The following is a 24,115-nucleotide window of genomic DNA, read 5'->3' on the forward strand; positions in this document are numbered from 1 at the left end:
GGCGAACGTCGTTGCTAGAAGCGCAGCGCGCAGGTGAACTCGGACCACCCGATGGAGTCGGTGTCGCGCACGTATGCTCCCGGGGTGGGCGCGTGCACGTACGGTACGCCGCCGCTGCCCACGGCGATGCCCACGTGGCCGGGCCGGTACAGCACATCGCCCGGACGCGCCTCGGCGACGCTTACCACCTGGCGCGCGACGGCGCGCAGATCCTCGGTGTAGTGCGGAAGCGAGACTCCCACCTGCGCGTACGCCCAGCACACCAGGCCCGAGCAGTCGAACGCATCCGGACCGGCCGCTCCCAAGATGTACGGGCAGCCGATGCGCGACATCGCGTAGCTCACGACGGACCCCTGCGAGGGAACCTCCACGCCGTTGCCCGTGGGGACGTCGGGCGTATCGCCGCCGCCGTTGCCGCCCGTCGGGGCGTTCTGCGCCTCGCGCTCGCGCGCCGCCTGCTCCTCGGCCTCGCGCTGGGCCGCAGCCGCAGCCGCCGCAGCGGCCTGCTCCTGCTCCAGCAGCTCGCGCGCCTCGGCGTCGAGCGACTCCATGAGCGCGCTCGCCTGGGCCACCTTCGCCGCATGCTCCTCTTGGACGGCCTTCGCCTCCTCGGCCTTCGCAGCGGCGATGCCCTCCTGCTTTGCGTACTCCTCCTTCGACGCCTCAAGCTCCTCGCGCAGCGTCTTCGTCTCGGCCACGAGGGCGGCGTCGCTCTCGTTGACGCGGTTGAGGATGTCCCAGTTCTGGGTGAACTCCGCGAACGACGCGGCACCCAGCACGAAGTCGAAGAACGTCGCCGAGCCGGTGCGGTACATGCCGCGAGCACGCGCTCCCAGCCGCTCTTGCAGCGAGGCGATCTGCGCGGACGTCTCGTCGATCTTGACCTGCTCGGCCGCCATGGCCTCTTGGGCCGCCTCCTGCTCGGTGAGGGCCAGATGGTAGTTGCCCTCCGCCGTCTCGAGCTCGGCCTGCAAGCCGATCAGCTGGTTGCGGACGGCGTCGGCCTCGGCCTGCTTCTCAGCGGCGGTCGTGCCGAACGCGGAAGCGGGGAAGGCGAGGGCGGCGATGGCGCTCACGACGGCTGCGCCGGTGAACGTGCGTCGGGAAAGTGCGATGGCGGGCTCCGACATGCGGTACCTCCTTGATGGCCTGGGGCATGTTGAGCAGATACATCGTCCATCATACCACCGCGAGAAGCGAAGCGCCCCGATGCTCGCCAATACTACAAACGGCGAGCGCACGGCCGCGGCAGAAACGAAGAAGCGCCCGTACTGGCGGGCGCTTCTCGATCGCATCAGGAGGTCGTCGTTCCCGGCTCGGTCGGCCCGGGATCGGGCGTGGGCGTGGGCGTGGGGGTGGGCTTCTGCTGGAACGTGACGGTGATGCTGATGTTGCTCGAGACGTTCGTCAGCGTGAACGTTCCGCCGTTGGAGGGAACGTCGTCAAGGCCGCGCGCCGAGGCCACCTCGTAGCCGTCGTCGGGCTTGATCTTGATGATCACCTGGCCGCCCTCTTCGACGGAGGTGACGTCGGAGGAAACCGACCCGCCGCCGTTGGAGTTGATCGCAACCGAGAACGTGGACTTCTCCTTGCCCTTGCTCACCACGAGGTGCACGGTACCGTCCTGCTTGAGCTTCTCGCCGGCGCTCGGTGACTGCGAGATCACCTGGTCTTCGGGCACCTTGTCGTCGAAGCGGTACTCGTAGTTCTCGTCCACGTAGAAGCCGGCGTTGTTGATGATGGTCACGGCTTCGCCGAGCGACTTGCCCACCACGTTGGGAACCTCGATGCCGCCGTCGCCGAGCGAGAGGTACACGGTCACCGTCGCGTCTTTCTGCACCTTCGTGCCGGCGGCGGGATCCTGCTTGTACACGTGGTCCTTGGCGATGGAGTCGGAGTTGCCCGGCTCGCCCTCGACGTACTTGAGGCCGTTGGCCGTGAGCTCCTTCTTCGCCTGGTCGGCGGTCATGTTGGTGAGGTCGGGTACCGAGATCTCCACCTCCTGGGCGCCTTGCGACACCTTGAGGTTGACCTTCGTCCCCTTCTCGCGCTTGTCCCCGGCCTTCGGATCCTGGCTGATCACCTTGTCGGCTTCCACCTTGTCGTCGAACACCTTCTCCACGGTGCCCACTTCGAATCCGGCGTCCGCGAGCAGCTGGGCGGCCTCGTCCGCCGTCTTGCCCACCACGTTGGGAACGGGGTCTCCCGAGGCGCCCGCGCCGCTCATGAGCGCGAACGCGATGCCGCCCACGGCGAGTAGGGCTGCGAGCAGGGCCACCACGATGGCGATGGTCTTCTTGTTGGGGCCTTTCGGGGCGGTGTCGTCGGAGCGGTACGCCCGCGTGCCGCCGCTGCCCTGAGCCGGCTTCATACCGCCCATGGCGGGCATGACGGCCGTGCCGTCGGCCACCGCGGGCCCGATGGGGGGCACCACGCCGCCCATGACGCGCGTCTCGGCGCTGGTGAAGCCGTCTCCCAGGTTGACGGGGCGTCCGGCCAGGTAGTCGTTGAGCGCGAGGCGCATGTCCTTGGCGGTGGCGAAGCGCTCGAAGGGGTTCTTGGCCATGGCCTTCATGATGATGGCCTCGAACGCCGGATCGATGTCGGGGTTGATCTCGCGCGGCGGCACCGGCAGCTCGTTCACCTGCTTCATGGCCACGCTCACGGCGTCGGGGCCGTCGAAGGGCAGACGCCCGGTGGCGGACTCGTACAGCACGATGCCCAGCGAGTAGATGTCGCTCGCGGCGGTGAGGTCCTTGCCCTGCGCCTGCTCGGGCGAGATATAGTGCGCCGTGCCCAGCACCGAGGAGGTCTGCGTCATGACGGAGTTCTTCGCCCGCGCGATGCCGAAGTCCATCACCTTCACGTTGCCGTCGGGCTGCACCATGATGTTCTGCGGCTTGATGTCGCGGTGGATGATGTCAAGCCCGTGCGCCACGGAAAGCGCCTGGCACACCTGCGAGCCGATCTCGGCCACCTTGCGCTGGTTGATGGAGCCGCGCTCGATGATGGCGGTCTTGAGGTCGCTGCCGCGCACGAACTCCATGACGATGTAGTACGTGCCCTCGTCCTGGCCCCAGTCGTACACGTTCACGATGTAGGGGCTCTGCAGGTTGGCGGCCGCGGCGGCCTCCTGCTTGAAGCGGGCGGTGAAGTTGGGGTCGGCTGCGTACTGCGGCAGCATCACCTTGACGGCCACGAGGCGGCCGAGCACGTTGTCCTGGGCGCGGTACACCTCCGCCATGCCGCCGATGCCGATGCGCTCGGTGATCTGGTAGCGGTTGTTGAACACCCTGCCTATCATGCTTCCGGTCACGTTTCTGCTCCTTTAGGCTACATGCGGGGCCGTATGTCGTGTCAAGGTCGATATACGAGCCACCAGCATACCTTACTTACAAAAGCCCCTGCACTTGCAAGGCCGTTTTCAACACATTCTGCGCTTTCTGCGAACCCACGCCCTCTTCGCCGTCCTCGATGATGAGGGACACCACCACGCGCGGATCCTCGGCGGGCGCCATGCCTACGAACCAGCTGTCGTTGGAGTCCACCTTTTCGGCCGTGCCGGTCTTGCCGGCCACCTGCACGCCTTCGATGGCGGCGTCGGTGCCCGTGCCGTTGTTCACCACGCCCACCAGCACGTCGCGCACACGGCCGGCGACAGTGGCGCTCACGGCCTGCATGAGCTTCGACGGCTGGGCGGTGAAGCTGCGCTCGCCGTTGGCGTTGTAGATGCCGTCCACCAGGTAGGGCTGCATGATGACGCCGTCGTTGGCGATGGCCGAGCCCACGAGACGGACTCCTATCTCGTATGCCGTCTTCTGCTTGAAAAAAAAAAAAGAATAACTTTGTACATTCGTTTTTACTTTTAGTACTGTCTTCTAAGTCTTCGCCTCCACTCTTGTCTATCTGCCTTATCCCTCTGCCGCATCTCTTGTCCCTTACTCTACTTTCTTGTTAACTTTGGCCTCCATGATACCTGTATGCGCTGTTGGTGACCCTGACGGCGTCGTCGGCAGCGTCAGATGTGTATAGGAGCCAGGGCGGGCGTCTCGTTCTCGCCCACATTCTCGCCGGCGGCGGCCCAGGCCGTCTCCCACGTGGTCATGTCCTTGGGGTCGGGCATGAGCGAGGTGTAGAGCCCCAGCGCGAAGTCGATTTCCTTGTCGAAGCCGAACGCGTTGGCGCCCGCCACCAGCTTCTCGGCACCCATCTCGTCGCCGAGCTGGGCGAACGCGGTGTTGGACGAGAGCTCGGTGGCGCGGGCGAGCGTGATGTCGCCGTAGTCGTTGCCGTCGAAGTTGCTCACCTCGGCGTTGCCGATCTCCAGCGTGCCGGGCGAGGAGAACACGGTGTCCTCGGTTGCCACGCCGTCCTCGAGCGCGGTGGCCAGCGTCACCATCTTGAACGTGGAGCCGGGCGCGTAGAGGGCGTGCACGGCGCGGTTGATGAGCGTGGAGTCATCGGGGTTGGCGTTGGCCTGCTCGATGACCTGCTCGAAGTCGGCCGCGTCGTAGGTGGGCGACGAGGCCATGCCCAGGATGGCGCCGGTGTCGGGGTCCATGACCACGCACGCGCCCGTGCGTCCGGCCAGCGCGTCCTGCGCCGCCTGCTGGATCTTGGAATTCAGCGTGAGCGTGACGTCGTTGCCCGCGCCGCCGATGCCGGCGAGCGAGTTGACCACGTCGGTCCACGACGCGAAGTTCTGCTGGCCCTTGAGGGTGTCGTTGTACGCCTGCTCGATGCCCGACGTGCCGAAGCGCGGCGACGCGTAGCCCACGATGTGGCTGGCCAGGTCGCCGGCGGGGTAGACGCGCTCGTAGGAGCCATCGTCGCCCATGACGCTCTGCGCGAGCACCGTGCCGTCGTAGGTGGAGATGGTGCCGCGCTCGGTGCGCGCCTCCTTGGCGATGGAGTGGTTGTTGCCGGGCATGTTCTGGTAGTAGTCGGCCTGCACCACCATGATGAGCGTGAGGTTGGCCACCAGCACGGCGAACAGCACGGCGAAGATGCGCATGCCGCTGGTCAGGCGCTTGCCGAGCGAGATGCGGCCGAGCACGCTGTTGGAGTGCAGCGAGGTGGTGGCGCTCGCCATCTCCGCGCCCACGCCCGTGCCCTCGTCGCCGCAGCGCAAGAGGAAGCCCACGATGATGAAGCTGGCCAGAAGCGAGGAGCCGCCCTGGCTGATGAAGGGCAGCGTGATGCCCGTGAGCGGGATGACGCGCGTGATGCCGCCCACGATGATGAACGCCTGCAGCACCACGATGGACGTGAGGCCCACGGCCACGAACGAGCTGACGTCGCTTTTCGCGCGCGCTGCGGTCACGAAGCCGCGGATGGCGAAGCACAGGAACAGCAGCAGCACGCCGGCCGCGCCCAGAAGGCCGACCTCCTCGGCGATGTCGGCGAAGATGAAGTCGCTCTCCACGACGGGGATCTGCTCGGCCAGGCCGCGTCCCAGCCCCACGCCGAACAGGTCGCCGTCGGCGATGGAGTAGATGGCCTGCGTGAGCTGATAGCCCGTGTTCTGCGCGTCGGCGAAGGGGTCGAGCCAGGTGTTCACGCGCACCTGCACGTGGTCGAACGCGAGGAACGCCCCCACGGCGCCGATGGCGATGAGCCCGAGGCCGATGACCAGGTAGAACTTCTTCCCTGTGGCGATGTAGAGCATGATGAGGAACACGAAGAAGAACACGAGCGCGCTGCCGAGGTCCTTCTCGAACACCACGATGACGAGCGCGACGCCCCACATGAGGATGAGCGGCAGCAGCGTGCGCACGTCGGGTAGGTTGAACGGGCCCACGCGCCACGTGAACACGGAGAGCAGCTCGCGGTTCTGCGCGAGGTAGCCCGCCAGGAACAGCACGATGACGATCTTGGCGATCTCGCCCGGCTGGAACGAGAACTTGCCGATGCCAAGCCAGATGCGGCTGCCGTAGATCTCCTGGCCGAGGCCCGGGATGAGCGGCGAGAGCAGCAGCAAAAAGCCCACGATCATGAGCGTGTACTTGTAGTTGGCCACCTTGTCGAGGTTGCGGAACATCACGAGCACGAGGATCATGCAGGCCACGCCCACGAACAGCCACAACAGCTGGTTGACGGCCAGGTCGGGCGCGAGCCGCGTGACGAACGCGATGCCGATGCCCGACAGCGCGAACGCGATGGGCAGAAGCGCGGGGTCGGCCCCCGGCGCGAACTTGCGCGCGGCCAGGTGCGCGATGACGAACGCGCCGAAGATGCCCGCAGGCACCCCGAGCGTGTTCACGTTGAGCGCCTGCCCCTCGTTGATGGCGAGCATGGCGAACAAGAGCGCCACGAGCGGCGCGGCCACGCACAGCAGGACGAGCTCTATGTTGCGCCGCGTCACGCGTCACCGCCCTGCTTCGCGGCCACCTCGGCCTCGTACTCCTTGACGAGCGCTTCGGCGGCCGCCACGTCGTCCACGCGGATACCTGAGGCCAGGCGGTTCGCCACGCCGGGCTGCAGCTGGTCGACGGGCACGTCGGTGGTGCGCTCGAGCGAGGAGAACGACAGCCCGAACAGCGACCCCGGCATGCCGCGGTAGATGGCCACCTTGCCGTTGTCGTCGGCCAGGTAGGCCACCGTGTCCAGATAGGTTTTCGAACCCCAGGCCGCGCCCGCCACGATGGCGGCGAACAGCACGAGCACGATGGCGATGGAGATCTTCGTCTTGCGCGCCATCTTCTTGCGACGCGCCTCGGCGAACCCGGTGACGTCCGCCACGATGACGGTGACGTTGTCGTGGCCGCCGTTGGCGATGGCCTCGTTCACCAGCTGCGACGCGCATCGCTGCGGGTCGTGGATGCGGCAGAGGATGTTCTCGATGTCCTGGTCCATCACCATGCCCGACAGGCCGTCGGAGCACACGAGCAGCCTATCGCCCGTCTCCACGTTGATCTCGTAGATGTCGGGGTGCAGGCGCAGGTCGCTGCCGAGCGCGCGCGTGATCACCGAGCGGTTGGGGTGCGTGCGCGCCTCCTCGGGCGTGAGCTGGCCCGCCTCTATCATGTCGGCCATGAGGCTGTGGTCGCGCGTGAGCTGCTGGAGCTTGCCCTGGTGCAGAAGGTACGCGCGCGAGTCGCCCACCTGCGCGATCACCAAGCGCTCGCCTTCCAGCATGGCCGCCGTCATGGTGGTGCCCATGCCTTCGCGGCCGAGTCCCTCGTGCGCGGCCCTGATGATGGCGCGGTTGGCCTCCTCCACGGCGTGCGCGAGCGCCTCGCCGTCGGGGTGCGCGGGGGCCAGCTCGGAGAGCACGTTCACGGCTATCTCGCTGGCCACCTCGCCCGCGGCGTGGCCGCCCATGCCGTCGGCGACGGCGAACAGCGGCGGCGTGACGATGAGGCTGTCCTCGTTGTGGTCGCGCAGACAGCCGATGTCGGTGCGGCTGCCGAACGAGGTGAGCGCGCCCTTGCGCGTGCGGGGCGTCGACTTGTAGGCGCGATCGGCGGCCATCAGGCGAACCTCACGCGGATGGCGACGTCGCCCACGTTGACCACGTCATTGCTGCGCAGGGCCACCGGCTCGCCGATGATCTGGCCGTTCACGGCGGTGCCGTTGGTGGAGCCGAGGTCTTCGACGAACAGGTTCTGCCCCATCAGGGAAAAGCGCGCGTGGCGGCCGGACACGTAGCCCGCGCCCACCACGATGTCGGCACCGGGATTGCGGCCCACGATGACGGGCCCGCGCACCACGATGGACACGCCGCGCAGCTCCTTCGGCCCGCGCTCCACCGACAGGTTCCACGTGCGCTCCTTCTTGCGCTGGCCGCGCACGAGCCCCACGCCCGTCTTCATGATGGCGAACAGGAACAGGTAGAGCAGCGCGACGAACAGCAGGCGGACGATGAGCAGCACGACGTCGATCACGAGGATGTCCTTCCGATTCCGCTTACGCCTGCGTGAACAGGAAGTTCGTCACGCCGATGACGATCTGGTCGCCGTCGGCGAGGGGCTGGGAGGAGATCTCACGCCCGTTCACGAAGGTGCCGTTGGTGGAGCCGAGGTCCGTGAGCACCCAGAGGCCGCGCGGGTCGCGGCGCAGCTCGGCGTGCGTGCGCGAGGCGTTGATGTCCTTCACGGCGATGTCGTTCTTCGACTCGCGGCCGATGATCAGGCGCGAGGCAGCCAGGTCGTAGGCGCGGTTGTTGGTGGTGTCCACGAGGCGCGCGCGCACCGCCGCCTGGGCGGGAACCGGCGCGGCGGCCTGAGCGCCTGCGGCGAACACGACGGTGTCGGCGGCGACGGGGGCCGCAGCCGGCGCGGGCATGGGCGCAACGGCCGGGGCCGGGGTAGGCGTAGGCGCGGGCGGCTCGTAGGAGTAGCTGTCGAAGTCGATGGGCCGGTCGAGCTCCTCCATCGGGAGATAGGCCGGATCCTCCGCCTGGTCGTAGCCGCCGTAGGCCGGGGCGGGCTGGACGTAGTCGTCGAATCCGCCGTAGTCGTCGAAGCCCTGGTTGTAGTCGTACGCCGGAGCCGCATAGGGGTCGTACGCGGGTGCCGGCGTACGACTACAACCTACGCCGGAGCCGCATAGGGGTCGTACGCGGGTGCCGGCGCGGGGGCCGGGGCGGGCGCGGGGACGGGCGTGACGTAGCCGGAGTTGCCGTGGGGAACGGCCAGGCCGTAGCGCTGCATCTCCTCCTGGCGCAGCTGCGCGATGATAGGCGCCGCCACGGCCTCGGCGATGACGTCGAACTTCCCGTGCTTCAGGCCCTCGTCCACGATGAAGCGCACGAGCGGCTGACCGTCCATGACGAGCCCCTGCTCGGACGCCTTCGCGGCCAGGTACGTCTCCGTCTCGCCGGCCAGCGTGGGGTAGTAGCCGAACAGGCGGCGGTCATCGTCCGGGTTGACCAGCACGGTGTACAGCGTGGGGGCGAACTGCTTGCCCGCGCCCACCATCTTCTCGCGCTTCATCTGCTTCTCGGCCTTCTTGGCAATCTGGACGGGCGAGATGGGGGCGTTGGCCATGCGATCGGCCGCGCCCTCGAACGTGTCCTCCATCTTGCCCTCGAACCTCGAAAGAAAGCCCATTGCTGCTCCTTATTGCTATGCGCGCGCCCTGCCTCGGATTCCGGGTGCGACATGCGCTGTCGTGTGTCCCCGCATATGACTATGCAATGCTCCATCTTGCCATAAACCCCGTGTGGGCGTGCCCGCCTTTACGCAATCGTCATTAAAAGTTAAGCCCGCCCGGCCGGCAGCCGTCGCCGATAGAGCCGCATACGAGGAAGGCGCCCGCGCTATCGCGGCGGCGAGCGCGAGTCATTCATCCTCTGAAACCGGATGCAATTTGCCTCTGAAACCGGATTGCATTTGAAACGCGCTCGAATAAAACAACTTTGCAATCGCCATGCGTTCGCCTAGAATGGACGCATGGCACGCGAGAACGACATCCTCTTCCCCACAGCCGCAGCGGGCGTTGCGGCTGGTCGATGGCGCTAGCTTCAAGACCCGCTGCGCGCGGGCTTGAAGCCATTCCTGCAATTTCGCCAGCCATCCAACGAAACGAGGAACCCCCATGCAGCTCACCTCTGACCAGTTCGCGCTCATCAAAGAGCAGTTCAAAACGCTGAAAGACCGCTCGCCTTTCTACGCCGCCAAGTTCGAGGGCATCGACCTTGTCGACGTGCAGACGCAGGAGGACTTCGAGCGTCTGCCGTTCTCCGAGAAGGACGACCTGCGCAACGCCTACCCGCTGGGCCTGCAGGCCGTGCCGGACGAGGACATCGTACGCATCCACAGCTCCAGCGGCACCACGGGCACGCCGGTCATCATCCCCTACACGCAGCAGGACGTGACCGACTGGGCCATCCAGTTCGCGCGCTGCTACGAGACGGCGGGCATCACCAACACCGACCGCATCCAGATAACGCCCGGTTACGGCCTCTGGACGGCCGGCATCGGCTTCCAGCTGGGCGCCGAGCGGCTGGGCGCCATGGCCATCCCCATGGGCCCCGGCAACACCGAGAAGCAGCTGCGCATGATGCAGGACCTCAAGTCCACGGTGCTCTGCGCCACCAGCTCCTACGCGCTTTTGCTGGCGGAGGAGATCGCCGAGCGCGGCATCCGCGACAAGCTCTGCCTGCGCAAGGGCGTCATCGGCTCCGAGCGCTGGGGCGACAAGATGCGCGCGCGCATCGCCGGCGAGCTGGGCGTGGAGATCTTCGACATCTACGGCCTGACCGAGGTGTACGGCCCCGGCATCGGCATCTCGTGCAGCGCGCATCACGGCATGCACGTGTGGGACGACTACGTGTACGTGGAAGTGGTGGACCCCGCCACCGGCGCCCCGCTGCCCGACGGCGAAGTGGGCGAGCTCGTGCTCACCACGCTGCGGAAGCAGGGCGCGCCGCTCATCCGCTACCGCACGCACGACCTCACGCGCATCATCCCCGGCGACTGCACCTGCGGCTTCGGCTGCCGCCATCCGCGCATCGACACGCTGACGGGCCGCACCGACGACATGTTCAAGGTGAAGGGCTGCAACATCTTCCCCGCGCAGGTGGAGGAGGTCATCGCCGCCACCGACGGCACGAGCTCGGAATACCAGGTGATGATCGAGAACATCAGCGGCAAGGACGTGCTCACCGTGCTGTTCGAGACCCCGCTGGAAGGCGAGGAGAAGGAACGCGCCCAGGAGGAGCTGGCCCTCATCTTCAAGGCGAAGTGCGGCTGCACCCCCGACGCCCTCGGCGTCCCCATGGGCGAGCTCCCGCGAAGCGAGAAGAAAACCAAGCGCATCTTCGACAGCCGGTACTAGGGCCCCGCAGGCCTCCGGCCCGCGGACTTCCCGACGCCGAAGGGCCGCGCTTCGGGACTGAAGCGGATGCTCGTACTTCAGGCCCGAAGCATTCACGATTCAAACGAGTTCCAAACCGCCATCGATCAGCATATGCAGCTCGTGTTTGCTGTGCACTCCGAGCTTGGAGTACACGTGGCCGACGTGAGTCTTCACCGTGTTCTCGGATATGAACAGGGTTTCGGCGATGTACGCACGCGACCTTCCTTTGCCAAGCATCTTGAGTATCTCGATCTCGCGTTGCGTAAGGCTGCGGCTTTCTCCTAGCCGCTCGCATCGCCTATCGATAGTCGCGAATTCTTGCATGGGCGTCGCTTGGCCTTTCAATTCGTCGAAAATGCGGAGTGTGTCGGGGTCTCGCGTGCTCAAGCACAATGCGAGAACTGCGAAAAGAATGAACAGCATAAGCGCGAAAATCGTCACAGGGTTCACGATGGCAGCGAGCTGATGGAAAAGGGTTCCTCCTAGCGCGGTGGGAAGGGAGTAAGAGACAAAGCCCGCACCCAAAACCACATATACGTTGAGAGTGGTATGTCGAGCTATGTCGCAAACGGTCAGCCAAGTTATCGGAATGAGCAGTTGCCACGATGAGCGGAGAAACGAGGAGACGGCAGTCAATTCTTGGTCGACGATGAGCATGGTCAGGCTTATGGCGAGCACGAAGAAAACCACGCGCCATACGGAAGAGAACTCCACGCTGTGATGCGGATCGAGGACAACCCACATGGTGATGGCGATGAGCGCAACGGTAAGGACGCGCCTCCAGAGCGTCGATGCCTCCGGGTCGTTCGGCAGCGAGCCGATGAGCATGGCGGTGATGAGGCTCACTGCGACGATGGATGTCCATGCTTTCCAGAAACCGCGCAAGCCTGTCGTGGGATTGGGCTTGGCGGACGCTTTTCGCAGGTCAAGGGTTGCGAATGACCGCCAAAGCACGAGCAAGGCAAAGCACGGCAACGTTACCGTGCCGACGGACCGCACGGCGTCGGGCGAAAGCTCAAAACAGACTTGAGCAACCACCCAGAGGATACTTCCTGCGAAAAGGAATACCGCCATGGTGCGAACATTGAGGAATGTGTAGAATTCCGCCCAGCGCATGTAGAGCCAACCGAGCCCGATGCCTCCTGTCGCGAGGGCGACGTTCCTCAACGTGCCAGACGCAAGACCAAGGTGGTGCATGGAGGCCAAGCAGAAACCGGCGACGACCATGAGCCCCGCTGCTCCGCAGTCGACCAGGCGCTTTCGGGATGACAAGGACGCGGTGACGCGGGGTGAACGGATGCGCGATGAGAAAACAGCGACTGCGGCGATGGTCAAGAGCGAAATGGTCAACGCGATGTACAAAATACGGGGCGAGGAGACGGCCTCTGAGCTTCGGTATGTGTTTGCCAGCACGATCCATGTGAACAAGAGCCAAACTCCACTGCAGGCAAACCAATTCGACGGCGTCGAAGAGCGCCGGATTTGCTCGTTGTCCTCGTTGCTCATGACTCCTCCTTTCAGCGCATTATAGCTTTTTTCGTTTGGCAGATACCGTCCGTCAATAGCGAAGGGGGCGCTTCACCCGGCCTTTTTCAAAAATCACCCGTAATGTACGACTTGTTCGCCCGTTTCGTACGATTGCCTTGCGCCCTTGCGGGGGCATGGTTTGTAGCAAGAGCGGGAGGCGGAACAAGAGCCTTTCTGCTTCGCATCGTAGGCGAAGGCACGGAGGCGTCGGTGCTTTCAAGCGACTGGCGCAAAAGGAGGAGATCATGGGTGAATGCATGCAAGATCGAAGGACGTTCTTAAAAGGGGCAGGCGTATTCGCTGTCGCTTCAGCTGCGATGGCGGTGACGGGGTGCGCGCCGCAAGCGAAGGATGAGAGCGCTTCAGCCGATATCGGCTCTAGGGCATCGGCGGAAGACGTGACGTGGGATAAAGAGTACGACGTAGTGGTGTGTGGCGCGGGGATAGCCGGTTTGGTCGCTGCCGCAACGGTTGCAACCGAGGGCGACGGCGCGACGTGCCTGCTGCTGGAGAAGGACGCGGCCCCTAACGGCAACAGCCCGTTCTGCTTGGGCATGCAAATGTACACAGAGCATCCTGATGAGTTGCTCGTATACATTAAAGAACTCATCGGGTCAGCCACGCCCGAAGACGTGATAGAGGCGTACGTGGATGGCTTAACGGAGAGCTTGCCATGGATAAAGGGCCTCGGGGCGAACGAAGGGGATATGCGCATAGGCGAGTGGAAGCCGGATGCCGCTAAGCTCGGAGAGTATCCCGAGCTGCCCAACGATGACTGCGTCACGTCGTTCGGATTCACCGGCAAGGCTGGGGGCGCCGGTCATATCCATGAGTTTTTGGAGCAAGTCATCGATCAATATGCCGATGTGGTGGATTACAAGACGTCCACTCCTTTGGAATCGCTGGTTCAAGATGCTGATGGAATCGTGGTCGGCGTAGTGGCAGCGGGCAAGAGCTACAAGGCGAGCCGAGGCGTCATTATGTGCACGGGCGGATTCGAGAACGATTCGGATCTCATGTACACTCATACGGGCGTGCGAGGCGTGAAGCCTATATGCGGCCAGGCAAACACGGGTGACGGGCATCGCGCTTGCATGAAAGTCGGGGCCGACATGTGGCATATGCACGGCGGTGCTCAATTTTGGATGGCATGCCGCGATTTGGAGAACAAGCGGCATATCAGCAAGATATGGAACTATTCGAATAAGCGTTGGGGCATTACTGTCGGCGTAAACGGGCGGCGCTTTTACCAGGACTTCGATGGGTGCGGGGCATACGGTTTGTTTGCCGGACTCGAGGATGCCGAAGCGTTGGCAAAGCCTGATTCCGACATGTCGTGCAACGTAGGCTATCGTCACGGCATCACTCAATGGGGCGGCAACTGGACGCACCTTCCCATGCCCGAAAAGGCGTGGTTCGTTTTCGACCAGAACGGTCTTGAGGCCGGAGCAATGGACCCGGAGGTGTCTCAGGACGTGGTGGCGGATGGTTGGGCCGTTGCCGCCGACTCCATCGAAGAGCTGGCTTCCCTCATCGAGGTGCCGACCGAGGAGCTGACGCGTACGGTTGCTTTGTGGAACCGCTATTGCGATCAGGGGGAGGATGAAGCGTTCTTCCGTCCTGCAGAAACGTTGCAGCCCATCTCGCAAGCACCCTATTACGCCATGCTATGTGCCCCCGCCGTGCTCAACACCGATGGTGGGCCTGTGCGTGATGCGAAAGCTCGCATTCTCGATCCTTTCGGCAATCCAATTCCTCATTTGTATTCGGCAGGCGAATTCGGCTCGATCTGGGGTCATCTTTACGTAGGATCGGGCAATGTGGGAGAGTGCAGCGTGTTCGGGCGCATAGCAGCCCGCAGCGCCTTGGCTGGCGAGTAGGCGCTAGTCGAGCGCAAGGAGCCGGTCCCTTCTCCGGCTTCTTGCGCTCTTCCGCGTTGAGCGGTCCTCGCTCGCAGGATGTTTCACGTGAAACATTTGTCCACCAGTGGGATAAAAGGGCTGGGGCGCCCACTTTTTCGCATGGGGAAGCGCTCCACTGTGGTAGAGTATGCGCATGCATTCTGCGAAGGGACATATCGTCGTCGACGAGCGCTGGCGCCTCGAGCTGGCCGTCGCCGCCACGTGCCGCGCCTTCGCGCCGCGCGCTTCCGAATGCCTCGCACCCGCGCCCTCGCAGCGCACGGCTGCGCAGCAGGGCAGCGGAACCTGCCGCGCCATCTCCTATTATTCCTATCGATACCTTTAGCACATGGGTTTGCCCGTGGTGCTGCGCTCGTGCCGAATCCCGGTCGAGCGTCCGCAGCCGGCAAGGTCATGTGCGCCACCGCGCGGGCCCTTCTTCCGTGCGATGTTTCACGTGAAACATTTGTTCTCAAATCGCAGGACATTGCGACAAGTGTTTCACGTGAAACGTACGGGGGAGGGCGGCCCGGACTCCAAGGGAAGCGAACACGCGGGCGAAGCGGCCCGCATGAGACGATAGGAACACTCCAATGATCGAAAAAATACTCATGGTGCTCATCTTCGTGGGCGTGGCGGTGGGTGTGGGCATCTACTGCCGACGACACACCGGCACCGTCGACGGCTTCATCCTGGGCGGGCGCAACGTGGGGCCGTGGCTCTCGGCGTTCGCGTTCGGCACGAGCTACTTCTCCGCCGTCATCTTCGTGGGCTACGCGGGGCAGTTCGGCTGGAAGTACGGCATCGCCGCCACGTGGATCGGCATCGGCAACGCCATCCTCGGCAGCCTGCTTGCCTGGTGGGTGCTCGGTCCGCGCACGCGCGAGATGACGCACCGCCTGGGCGCGTCCACGATGCCCGAGTTCTTCGGCGCGCGCTTCCAGTCGAAGGGTTTGCGCATCGCGGCCGCGGCCATCATCTTCGTGTTCCTCATCCCCTACACCGCGAGCGTCTACAACGGCCTGTCGCGGCTGTTCGGCATGGCGTTCGGGCTGCCCTACGAGTGGTGCGTCATCGGCATGGCCGTGATCACCTGCATCTATGTGGTGCTGGGCGGCTATATGGCCACCGTGATGAACGACTTCATCCAGGGCATCGTCATGCTGCTGGGCATCGTAGCCGTTATCGTGGCGGTGCTGGTGAACAACGGCGGCTTCACCGAGGCCATCACCACGCTCTCGCTCATCCCGGCCGAGGGCTCGGAAATGGCCGGCCCGTTCGTGAGCTTCTTCGGGCCGAACCTGCCCGACCTCTTGGGCGTCATCATCCTCACCAGTTTGGGCACGTGGGGCCTGCCGCAGATGGTGCAGAAGTTCTACGCCATCAAGAGCGGCCCGGCCATCAAGCAGGGTGCCATCATCTCCACGGTGTTCGCCATGATCGTGGCCGGCGGCAGCTACTTCCTCGGCGGCTTCGGGCGGCTCTACGGCGGCCAGGTGGAAATGACGGCGGCCGGCACGCCGGTGTACGACTCCATCATCCCCACCATGCTGTCCACGCTGCCCGACCTGCTCATCGGCATCGTCATAGTGCTGGTGCTGAGCGCGTCGATGTCCACGCTGTCGTCGCTCGTGCTCACGTCGTCGTCCACGCTCACGCTCGACCTCATCAAGGACAACCTGGTGAAGAACATGAGCGAGAAGAAGCAGCTCAGCTACATGCGCGTGCTGCTGGTGGTGTTCATCGTGATCTCGGCGGTGCTCGCGCTCGTGCAGTACAACTCGTCCATCACGTTCATCGCGCAGCTCATGTCCATCAGCTGGGGCGCGCTGGCCGGCTCGTTCCTCGGCCCGTTCTTCTGGGGGCTGTTCTCCAAGCGCGTGTCGCGGCCGGCCGTGTGGGCCAGTTTCATCGTGGGCGTGGGCTTGACCACGGGGAACATGATCGCCGGCTTCGTGGGCACGCCGCTCATCGCGAGCCCCATCAACTGCGGTGCCCTGGCCATGGTGCTGTCGCTGGCCATCGTGCCGGTGGTGAGCCTGTTCACCAAGCGCGTGGAGTTCGAGGTGGACCCGCCGCATGTGGAAGGCGCCATCGACCGCGAGTATGAGCAGGAGCTGGAAGCGGAAGGCGCGTAGGGGTTTCGCGCCGCCGCTCACGTGCTTCTCACTTGCTCGCCATTTGCTTTTCATTTGCTTTGCTGGTCGTGCGCGCGGAAGGGAACAGTTCGGTGACGGCTCGACGGCGAACGCTATACTGTTCCGGTACCTGCAAGCCGTAGAAAGCGATCGCATGATCCTCCAGCTCGTCCTCATATACTTTCCCGCTATCGTGTTCGGGTGGCTCTTCCTGCGCAACTATCGCAAGGAGCCGCGCCAGTTCCGCAATGCGCTGTACTTCCTCGCGTTCTGCCTGTTCGCGCTGTGGGGGCTGTCCGTCCAGTTCGAGCTGCCGTGGCTCGTCCTGCTGGGATTCGCGGCCATACCGTTCGGCACGGTGGCGCTCGTGGTGTTCCTCATAGCGAACACGTTCGTGGTGGTGCGCCGCGAGGGCCTTTCGCTCGCGCATCTGCTTCCGGGGCTGTTTGCGCTGGCCATCGTGGCCGTGTGCGTGGGTGCGCCGCTGCTCGTGCTCGTGCAGGCTCCCGTCCCGCTCGTCGCGCTCGCTCTGCTGGCCGTGATGGAGGGGTCGTACCTGGCGTTCACGTTCGCGGCGCTTCTGCTGTATTCCTGGCTGTACCGCCGGCTGCCGAAGCGCTGCGATTACGATTACATCGTCGTGCACGGCGCGGGCCTGTCGGGCACGAAGCCCACGCCGCTCTTGGCGGGCCGACTCGACAAAGGCGTGGAGCTGTGGGAAGCCGGCGCGCGGCGCGCGCTCATCATCGCGTCGGGCGGCCAGGGTCCCGACGAGCGGGTGCCGGAGTCGGCCGCTATGAAGGCCTACCTCGTGGAGGAACGCGGCGTGCCCGCTGACGCCGTCATCGAGGAGGATCGCTCCACCACCACCATGGAGAACCTGCGCAACTCCAAGGCCATCATGGACGCGCGCTCGGGCGCGGGGCAGTACCGCGCCGCAGTTGTGACCAGCGACTACCACGTGTTCCGCACCGCCGAGTACGCCCACAAGATCGGCCTTTCCGCCGATGGCGTGGGCTCCAAGACGGCGCGCTACTTCTGGTCGACGGCCTTCATCCGCGAGTTCGTGGCCGTGAGCAACGCCCACCGCTGGCCGTTCGTGGTCATCTTCCTGCTCTGGCTCGCGCCGGTTGTCCTCTGGCTCATCGGGCACTAACGGGTTCTCCGCCCGGCTTTCGCGAACCTCATTTTCGCTCCGAAAACATGCCTCAGCGCACGAGGCGTGTTTTCGGAGCGAAAATCGTCCGGCGCGTCTGCCGACTGCGCGGGTTCGCCGACAAAAACGCATGCAATTCCGCTTCCGCACCGCGCTGCGTACCGTATACTAGGGCAATCGTTGCGCATCCGCGCGGGCGTCCTTGCCGGACCTCCGGGCGAATGCGTTCCGCTTGAGAGAAGGGGGACGCATATGGAAGGGTTCGACCTTATCAGCACGGGGGTGTGGTCCATCATTCCCCCCATTCTGGCGCTGGGGCTGGCGCTCATCACGAAGGAGGTGTACTCCTCGCTCGCCATCGGCGTGTTCGCCGGTATGGTGATCTACCAGTTCAACCTGAACGGCCCCGGATTCGAGCAGTTGGTGGACTCGTTCACCATGGTGCCGCAGATGATGGCCGAGCAGATGGCCGGCAACGCCGCGCTGCTTCTGTTCCTCGCGCTGCTCGGAGCCCTCGTGGTGGTCATAGCCGGCGCGGGCGGCTCGCGCGCGTACGGCGAATGGGTGTCCACCCACATCAAGAACGCGAAGATGGCGCAGATCCTCACCGCGGTGCTCGGCATCATCATCTTCGTGGACGACTACTTCAACTGCCTCACGGTGGGCGCGGTCATGCGCCCGGTCACCGACCGCTTCAAGATCAGCCACGAGAAGCTGGCCTGGATCATCGACTCCACCGCAGCGCCCATCTGCATCATCGCGCCGGTGTCGTCATGGGCCGTGGCCGTGGGCGGCTACCTGGGCGAGGGCGGCTTCACCACGTTCGTGCAGTCCATCCCGTACAACTTCTACGCCCTGCTCACCATCGTGTTCGTGTTCTTCATGTGCGCCACGAACAAGGACTTCGGCCCCATGCGCACGGCCGAGGCCGAGTTCCAGGACACGGGCATCAAGCTGCGCATCCCGCCGAAGGATAGCGCGCTCGAGGCCATGGCCACCGTCGGCCTCACCGACGAGGACCTCGCCGCCGACTCGCCGCTGGGCATGGAGACGGTCGTCGCCGAACGCGACGAGCTGGACGAGGCGGCCCAAGCGGCCGTCGACGAGTTCAAGGGCATCGCCATTTCCGAGAAGGGCCGCGTGTTCGACCTCATCGTGCCCATCGTGGTGCTCATCATCTTCTCCATCTTAGGGATGCTGTACGCCGGCGGCTTCTTCCAAGGCGTCGACTTCGCCACCGCCGTGGGAGAGAATCCCGTGTTCGGCCTGTGCATCGGCGTGTGCGTGTCGCTCGTGGTGGCCGCCTTCATGTTCCTGCCGCGCAAGCTCATGACGCTGTCGGGCTACATGGAGGGCATCTCGGAAGGCGTGCGCTCCATGGTGGGCGCCATCATGATCCTCGTGCTGGCGTGGAGCCTGGGCGGCACGTGCCGCTACCTCCTGGGCACGGGCGAGTTCGTGAGCGGCTTCCTGAACAGCATCGGCGTGGGGCTGGCACTGCTGCCGGCCGTCATCTTCGTGGTGGCCGCGTTCATCGGCTTCGCCATGGGAACGTCGTGGGGCACCATTGCGCTCATCCTGCCCATCGTGATCGGCGTCTTCCCCGCCGACAGCCCGCTGTTCCTCGTAGCCATCGGCGCCACGCTCGGCGGCGCGGTGTACGGCGACCACGTGTCGCCCATATCGGACACCACCATCTTGTCGTCGGCCGGCGCGCAGTGCAACCACCTGCGCCACGTGGCCACGCAGCTGCCCTACGCGTCGGCCGTTGCCGTGGTGTGCCTGGTGGGGTACGTGATCGCCGGGTTCACGGGCAACCCGTGGATCTCGCTCGTCGTGGGCGTCGTGCTCATGGTGGGTGCCGTGCTGGTGCTCAACAAGTCGAAGTACGGAGCCGTGAAGTAGCACGGAGCGCGCAGGGGTCTCCAATGAGGGGCCGCGGCATGCGAACGCCGCGGCCCTCGTGCGCTTAGGCGCGCACCACGCGGGGAAGCGGCATGTCGTGCGGCTCGCACGGGACGGCCTCCACCCGTTGCTCCTCGAACGCCACGCCCACGACCAGCGCGTCGGGGCGTACGCGCGGCAGCAGCCGGTCGTAGTTGCCGCCTCCGTAGCCCAGCCGCCGGCCCGCGTCGTCGAACGCCACGAGCGGCACCGCCACCGCGTCCAGTTCCTCGGGCGCGACGGGTTCGTATCCCGCGTCCTCCAGCTCGCCGCAGACATGGCAGCGCAGGGGCTTGTCGAGGAACTCCTCCCGCGCCCGCTCGAGCCGCTCTGCCGGCACCTGGTAGAAGGCCATGCGCGCGGGCGCGCCTTCCGCATCGCGCACCATGCAGGGGAAGCATGCCCGCCAGCCCCGCACGCACAGGGCATCGATGAACGCGCCCAGGTCCACCTCGCTGCGCATGGCGGCGTACACGGCCACAGCGGGCGCATCCTGCGCGCACGCGGCTTCGACCAGCTCTTCCAGCCGGCGGCATGCGGCAGCGCTGCGCCGGGCGCGCTCGTGGTTGGGGATGGCGTCGCGGCGGGCGAGCACCTGTTCTCTCAGGGCGGTTTTCTCTTCCATGCACCGCAGTATAACATCGATGTAACGCCGCGATTCCATGATGGTGTGCACGGTGTGTGCAGATAGCGCAAACGTAACCGCTTCAATGCGATTTAACCTGCAAACCCATCTTTGACCTTGATATAATCGAATCGCATTGGGTACACTCGGGTTCGCCTTGGATCGCCGCGCAGCGCCGACAAGCGCCGCGCGGACGAAACGACGCCGCGCATTGAGCGCCGTTTCGCCTTATCAAGGCAGCATGACAAGCGAACGCGAATAATCAGATCGCTTACCGAGCGGCCCGTTTCGCGCCCCGGTACGCCATCGAGTTAGGAGACAGCAGTGCAACTCAAGGCATCGACCGATTACGGTATGCGCGCCATCCTGTACCTGGCCGCGCAAGGAACCACGTGCTCCTCGAAGGATATCGCCGAGGACATGTCCATCCCCCGCGACTACCTCATCCAGCTGGCCCAGCTTTTGCGCAACGCGGGCATCATCGAGGCGCGCCCGGGCAAGCACGGCGGCTACCGGCTGGCCAAGGACCCCAACGACATCAACGTGCTCGAGATCATGGAAGCGCTCGACGACGATGCAAAGCAGTCCACGCGCGCCAAGCGCAGCGCCCGCAAAGGCGGCGCCATGGTGCAGGGCATCAAGGAGACCTACGACCTCATCGAGGAGAGCATGGACGCGTATCTGGCCAGCCTCTCGGTGCAGATGCTGCTGGATTGCGCGCGCAACGGCGACAACAGCCGCAAGTTCCTCTCCGAGCGCCTGGAGAACGAGAGCCGCCGCCTGGTGGAGGCCAGCTAGCCCGCGCTGCCGGCCGTCGCGGCTTGCTTGCCCTACGGCGCGAGCGCGCCATTGCCCGGCACTTTCCTAGCCGATGCCGAGCACCTGCATGACCAAGAGCGCCGCAGTCAGCACGGTGACGATGCCCACGGTCAGCCAGATGAGCACGCGCGACACCAGGCGCGACTTGAACGCGCCCATCACCCGCTTGTCCGCGGCGATGATGGCCATGAACACCAGCAGCACCGGCAGCACGAGGCCGTTCACGAACTGCGCCGTCAGCATCACGCCCATGAGGTCGATGTTGGGCACGAGCACCACCACGGCCGAGAACGCGATCACGAACGTGAAGATGCTCTTGAACAGCGGCGCTTCCTTCCATTTGAACGACACGCCCGCCTCCCAGCCGAACGCCTCGCAGATGACGAAGGCCGTGGTCAGCGGCAGCACGCACGCGGCCAGAAACGACGCGGCTATCAGCCCGATGGCGAACAGCGCCTCGGCATAGTGTCCAGCGAACGGGGCCAGGGCGCGCGCCGCGTCGGCCGCCGACTCGATCTCGATGCCCTGCGGGAACAGCACGGCGCCGGTGGTCACGATGATGAACCAGGCCACGAGGCACGCGGCGATGGTGCCGGCCACCACGTCCACCTTCTGCGAGAAGAAGTCCTTCACGCCCACGCCCTTCTCCACCACGTTGCTCTGGTTGAAGAACATCATCCACGGCGCGATGGTGGTGCCTATCATGGCGATGACGAGCGACACGAAGCTCTGGTCCTGCACGATGCGCGGGATGACGGTGCTCTGCAGCGCGTCGCCCCAGTTCGGCTGCGCCATGAACGCGGCCACCACGTACGTGACGAACACGAGCGACAGCGCCAGGAACACCTTCTCCACGCGCTTGTAGCTGCCGCCCACGATGAGCAGCCACACGGCCACGGCCGCCACGGGCACGGAAAGGTACTTCGATACGCCGAACATCTCCATGCCGCTCGCGATGCCCGCGAACTCGGAGAACGTGGTGGCCACGTTGCCGATGAGCAGGGCCAGCATGGCGAGCGCCGTCAGCCGGATGCCGAAGCGCTCGCGGATGAGCGCGGCGAACCCCTTGCCGGTGACCGCGCCCATGCGCGCCGCCGTCATCTGCACCACGATGAGCAGCACGCACATGACGGGGATCACCCACAGCGTGGCGAAGCCGAACTTCGCGCCCACGGTGGAGTAGGTGGAGATGCCGCCGGCGTCGTTGCCGGCCATGGCCGTGACGATGCCGGGTCCGAGCGCCGCCAGCAAAAGCCACAGCTTGCTCGGCGGCTTCTTCTCGGGCGCGACGGCGAGCGCGCCCTCTTCGGCGTCGGCGGGGGCCGCGGGCGCTTCCACTAACTCGGCGGCCGGGGCCTCGGGCGATCCCGCGCGCTTCGCGTTCTCGATGCGGCCCATTTGGAACTTGCCCCACTCGCGGGGGGCGGTCGTGCGCTCGGTGCGGTTCTTGGGCGTCATGGCTACCTCCAGGAATAGCCGATGATCTGGAACAGCACGAGCGTGTACAGCGCGAGGAACAGCACGGCGGCCACGGCGATTCCCACGCCCTTGAGCACGGTGAGCTTCGTCTTGTCGCCGCTCACGTCCTCCTCGATGGCGTCCCAGGCGTCGTCGACCGTGACGATGCCCAGCAGCATGTTGTGCTCATCCACCACGGGCATGGCGGGCAGGTCGTACTTGAAGATGTCGGCGGCCACGTCCTCTTCCGTCTCGTCAGGCGCGACGGAGATCACGTCGTCGTACATCACCTCGGACACGGGCTTCGCGTCGTCGGTGAGCACGAGGGTGCGCAGGCTCAGCACGCCCACGAACTCGTCGTACTCGTCGAGCACGTACACGTAGTGCACGGTGGGGTGGTCCTCGTCCAGCTCGCGCAGCACCTCGATGGTCTCGCCCACGGTGTCGTCGGCGTGCACGGCCACGAACTGCGTGGTCATCATGCCGCCGGCCGTGCCATCCTTGTAGCCCAGCAGACGGCGGATCTCGGTGGCGTCCTCCATGCCCATGAGGCGCAGCAGCGTCTCGGCCTTCTCGTAGGACAGGTCGCGCACGATGTCGGCCGCGTCGTCCGGGTCCATGTTGCCCAAGAGTCCGGCGGCGCGGGCGTCGTCGAGATCCTCGATGAAGTCGGCCTGGTACTCGTCTTCCATCTCCGAGATGGCCTCGGTGGCCTGCGCGTCGTCGAGGTGCTGGAACACGTTGGCGCGCTGCTGGGGGTCGAGCTGCTCGAGGATGTCGGCCACGTCGGCGGGATGCAGCTCGTCGAGGCGCTTGTGGGTGACGGAGAGTTGCACCTCGGAGAGGTCGCGGTCGAGCAGGTCCATGTAGTTCCAGGCGATGATCTGCTCGTCGATCTTCTTGTTGAACGCCTTCGCCACGGCCACGACAGCGCGTTCGAGCCACGGGGCCAGGCCGCGCAGGATGCCGCGCGCGCCCACCTCGGCGCCCAGCAGGCGCAGTTGCGAGCCGGAGACGGAGAGCTTGAGGTCGTTTACGCGCACGACCTTCATGCCCTGCGTGTCGACGATCTGGCGGTTCAGCAGATCGCGCGCGAGCAGGATCTCCTCGGGCTGCAGGTAGCTGAAGCGGATGTCGTGCGCGGGGCCGTTGAGCCTGATGCCGTCCTCGTCGAATTCGTCGACGTACTTGCGCCACGAGATCATAAACGGCACTTTGCCCGGCCCTTGGAAGGCCAGGCTGGTGATGCGGGGGAACACTTCGCCGGTGGAGATGGCAAGATCGGAGATCGTACCGACCTTCTCGCCGGTTGAGTCGATGACGGGCTTGCCCATCATTTGAGAGAGATACAGCATGATGATTCCCTTACTGAGCGGCGCAGCCATCCTTCGACCGCCGACTCAGGGGAGCCGAAGGAGGACTACTTACTGTGAGGCTTCGATTTTCGAACCTTCAACAAAGTCCCTTTCCTTACGGCCAATAAAAAATCCGCACGTGCTGCTGCCAGTCGTTGCGGAATGAAAGTGCTGAAATGGTGCGCCGTGAGGGATTCGAACCCCCGACGTACTGATTCGTAGTCAGTCCCTCTATCCAGCTGAGGTAACGGCGCACGTGGAAACAGCAAAAGTTATTATGCCGGTAAGTCCCGATGCTGTCAACGACTATTTTCCGGAAACGCCGAAATTGTTGCCTGGCCCGGGTCTGGGGAGCGATCGGCGTGTACAATGGACCGAAGAGCCACGGA

General features: G+C 65.0%; 20 protein-coding genes and 1 tRNA gene. 7 read left to right on the forward strand and 14 right to left on the reverse strand.

Annotated features, from left to right (window positions below):
• Positions 1 to 14: 14 nt before the first annotated feature.
• The 9 genes from FX134_RS10060 to FX134_RS10095 all read right to left on the reverse strand — a co-directional run bounded on the left by FX134_RS10060 (position 15) and on the right by FX134_RS10095 (position 9,542).
• Positions 15 to 1,130 carry a C40 family peptidase gene (locus FX134_RS10060; protein ID WP_080801223.1) on the reverse strand — a complete coding sequence of 372 codons (1,116 nt, stop codon included), beginning with the start codon at positions 1,128 to 1,130 and terminating at the stop codon, positions 15 to 17.
• 164 nt (positions 1,131 to 1,294) lie between these two features.
• Entirely contained in the window at positions 1,295 to 3,304 is a 2,010-nt protein-coding gene (pknB, locus tag FX134_RS10065; protein WP_080803984.1) for a Stk1 family PASTA domain-containing Ser/Thr kinase, read from the reverse strand.
• An 88-nt stretch (positions 3,305 to 3,392) separates the two neighbouring features.
• Positions 3,393 to 3,788, reverse strand: coding sequence for a penicillin-binding transpeptidase domain-containing protein (locus FX134_RS10070; RefSeq protein ID WP_080801226.1), 396 nt, complete (start codon positions 3,786 to 3,788; stop codon positions 3,393 to 3,395).
• Positions 3,789 to 4,018: 230 nt separating this feature from the next.
• Complete coding sequence (locus FX134_RS10075) at positions 4,019 to 6,364, reverse strand: FtsW/RodA/SpoVE family cell cycle protein (RefSeq protein WP_232050909.1); 2,346 nt, start codon at positions 6,362 to 6,364, stop codon at positions 4,019 to 4,021.
• Complete coding sequence (locus FX134_RS10080; RefSeq protein WP_080801230.1) at positions 6,361 to 7,473, reverse strand: Stp1/IreP family PP2C-type Ser/Thr phosphatase; 1,113 nt, start codon at positions 7,471 to 7,473, stop codon at positions 6,361 to 6,363. The genes FX134_RS10075 and FX134_RS10080 overlap by 4 nt, the downstream gene beginning before the upstream one ends.
• Complete coding sequence (locus tag FX134_RS10085) at positions 7,473 to 7,886, reverse strand: FHA domain-containing protein (RefSeq protein ID WP_080801232.1); 414 nt, start codon at positions 7,884 to 7,886, stop codon at positions 7,473 to 7,475. Before FX134_RS10085 ends, FX134_RS10080 begins: the two co-directional genes overlap by 1 nt.
• A 22-nt stretch (positions 7,887 to 7,908) precedes the next feature.
• A complete protein-coding gene (locus FX134_RS14590) occupies positions 7,909 to 8,376 on the reverse strand; it encodes an FHA domain-containing protein (RefSeq protein ID WP_080801235.1) in 468 nt (155 codons plus the stop codon).
• A 158-nt stretch (positions 8,377 to 8,534) separates the two neighbouring features.
• Entirely contained in the window at positions 8,535 to 9,053 is a 519-nt protein-coding gene (locus FX134_RS14595; RefSeq protein WP_172623452.1) for a DUF3662 domain-containing protein, read from the reverse strand.
• 231 nt (positions 9,054 to 9,284) lie between these two features.
• Positions 9,285 to 9,542, reverse strand: coding sequence for a hypothetical protein (locus FX134_RS10095; protein WP_143412175.1), 258 nt, complete (start codon positions 9,540 to 9,542; stop codon positions 9,285 to 9,287).
• On the opposite strand from FX134_RS10095, the gene FX134_RS10100 reads away from it, so the two are divergent.
• Complete coding sequence (locus FX134_RS10100) at positions 9,541 to 10,782, forward strand: phenylacetate--CoA ligase family protein (RefSeq protein WP_080801237.1); 1,242 nt, start codon at positions 9,541 to 9,543, stop codon at positions 10,780 to 10,782. The two genes, FX134_RS10095 and FX134_RS10100, sit on opposite strands and share 2 nt — an antisense overlap.
• Positions 10,783 to 10,881: 99 nt before the next feature.
• On the opposite strand, the gene FX134_RS10105 is transcribed toward FX134_RS10100, so the two are convergent.
• The gene (locus tag FX134_RS10105; RefSeq protein ID WP_080801240.1) at positions 10,882 to 12,309 is read right to left on the reverse strand and encodes a helix-turn-helix transcriptional regulator; all 1,428 of its coding nucleotides are present in this window, start codon (positions 12,307 to 12,309) and stop codon (positions 10,882 to 10,884) included.
• A gap of 266 nt (positions 12,310 to 12,575) precedes the next feature.
• Between FX134_RS10105 and FX134_RS10110 the strand changes: the two genes are divergently transcribed.
• The 5 genes from FX134_RS10110 (at position 12,576) to FX134_RS10130 (ending at position 19,430) form a co-directional block, all read left to right on the forward strand.
• Positions 12,576 to 14,210 (forward strand): FAD-binding protein, encoded by a 1,635-nt coding sequence (locus FX134_RS10110; RefSeq protein ID WP_080801243.1) that lies wholly within the window; start codon positions 12,576 to 12,578, stop codon positions 14,208 to 14,210.
• Between the two features lie 175 nt (positions 14,211 to 14,385).
• The gene (locus FX134_RS10115; protein ID WP_143412176.1) at positions 14,386 to 14,577 is read left to right on the forward strand and encodes a hypothetical protein; all 192 of its coding nucleotides are present in this window, start codon (positions 14,386 to 14,388) and stop codon (positions 14,575 to 14,577) included.
• Positions 14,578 to 14,824: 247 nt separating this feature from the next.
• A complete protein-coding gene (locus tag FX134_RS10120) occupies positions 14,825 to 16,369 on the forward strand; it encodes a sodium:solute symporter family protein (protein WP_080801248.1) in 1,545 nt (514 codons plus the stop codon).
• A gap of 154 nt (positions 16,370 to 16,523) precedes the next feature.
• Complete coding sequence (locus tag FX134_RS10125) at positions 16,524 to 17,525, forward strand: YdcF family protein (RefSeq protein WP_080801250.1); 1,002 nt, start codon at positions 16,524 to 16,526, stop codon at positions 17,523 to 17,525.
• Positions 17,526 to 17,777: 252 nt separating this feature from the next.
• Entirely contained in the window at positions 17,778 to 19,430 is a 1,653-nt protein-coding gene (locus FX134_RS10130) for a Na+/H+ antiporter NhaC family protein (protein WP_080801253.1), read from the forward strand.
• Between the two features lie 64 nt (positions 19,431 to 19,494).
• Here the strand turns inward: FX134_RS10130 and FX134_RS10135 are convergent, their stop codons facing one another.
• Positions 19,495 to 20,094, reverse strand: a complete 600-nt coding sequence (locus FX134_RS10135; RefSeq protein ID WP_232050910.1) for a 5-formyltetrahydrofolate cyclo-ligase — start codon at positions 20,092 to 20,094, stop codon at positions 19,495 to 19,497.
• Positions 20,095 to 20,418: 324 nt separating this feature from the next.
• Between FX134_RS10135 and FX134_RS10140 the strand changes: the two genes are divergently transcribed.
• Positions 20,419 to 20,892, forward strand: coding sequence for an Rrf2 family transcriptional regulator (locus FX134_RS10140; protein WP_080801259.1), 474 nt, complete (start codon positions 20,419 to 20,421; stop codon positions 20,890 to 20,892).
• A 66-nt stretch (positions 20,893 to 20,958) separates the two neighbouring features.
• Here FX134_RS10140 and FX134_RS10145 read toward each other — a convergent pair whose 3' ends face one another.
• The 3 genes from FX134_RS10145 to FX134_RS10155 all read right to left on the reverse strand — a co-directional run bounded on the left by FX134_RS10145 (position 20,959) and on the right by FX134_RS10155 (position 23,980).
• A complete protein-coding gene (locus FX134_RS10145) occupies positions 20,959 to 22,371 on the reverse strand; it encodes an Nramp family divalent metal transporter (protein ID WP_087881560.1) in 1,413 nt (470 codons plus the stop codon).
• Positions 22,372 to 22,373: 2 nt separating this feature from the next.
• A complete protein-coding gene (locus FX134_RS10150; protein ID WP_080801262.1) occupies positions 22,374 to 23,726 on the reverse strand; it encodes a magnesium transporter in 1,353 nt (450 codons plus the stop codon).
• A 177-nt stretch (positions 23,727 to 23,903) separates the two neighbouring features.
• A tRNA-Arg gene (locus FX134_RS10155) sits at positions 23,904 to 23,980 on the reverse strand.
• Positions 23,981 to 24,115 lie beyond the last annotated feature (135 nt).

The organism is Arabiibacter massiliensis (genome assembly GCF_902386925.1).
Classification (GTDB): Bacteria; Actinomycetota; Coriobacteriia; order Coriobacteriales; family Eggerthellaceae; genus Arabiibacter; species Arabiibacter massiliensis.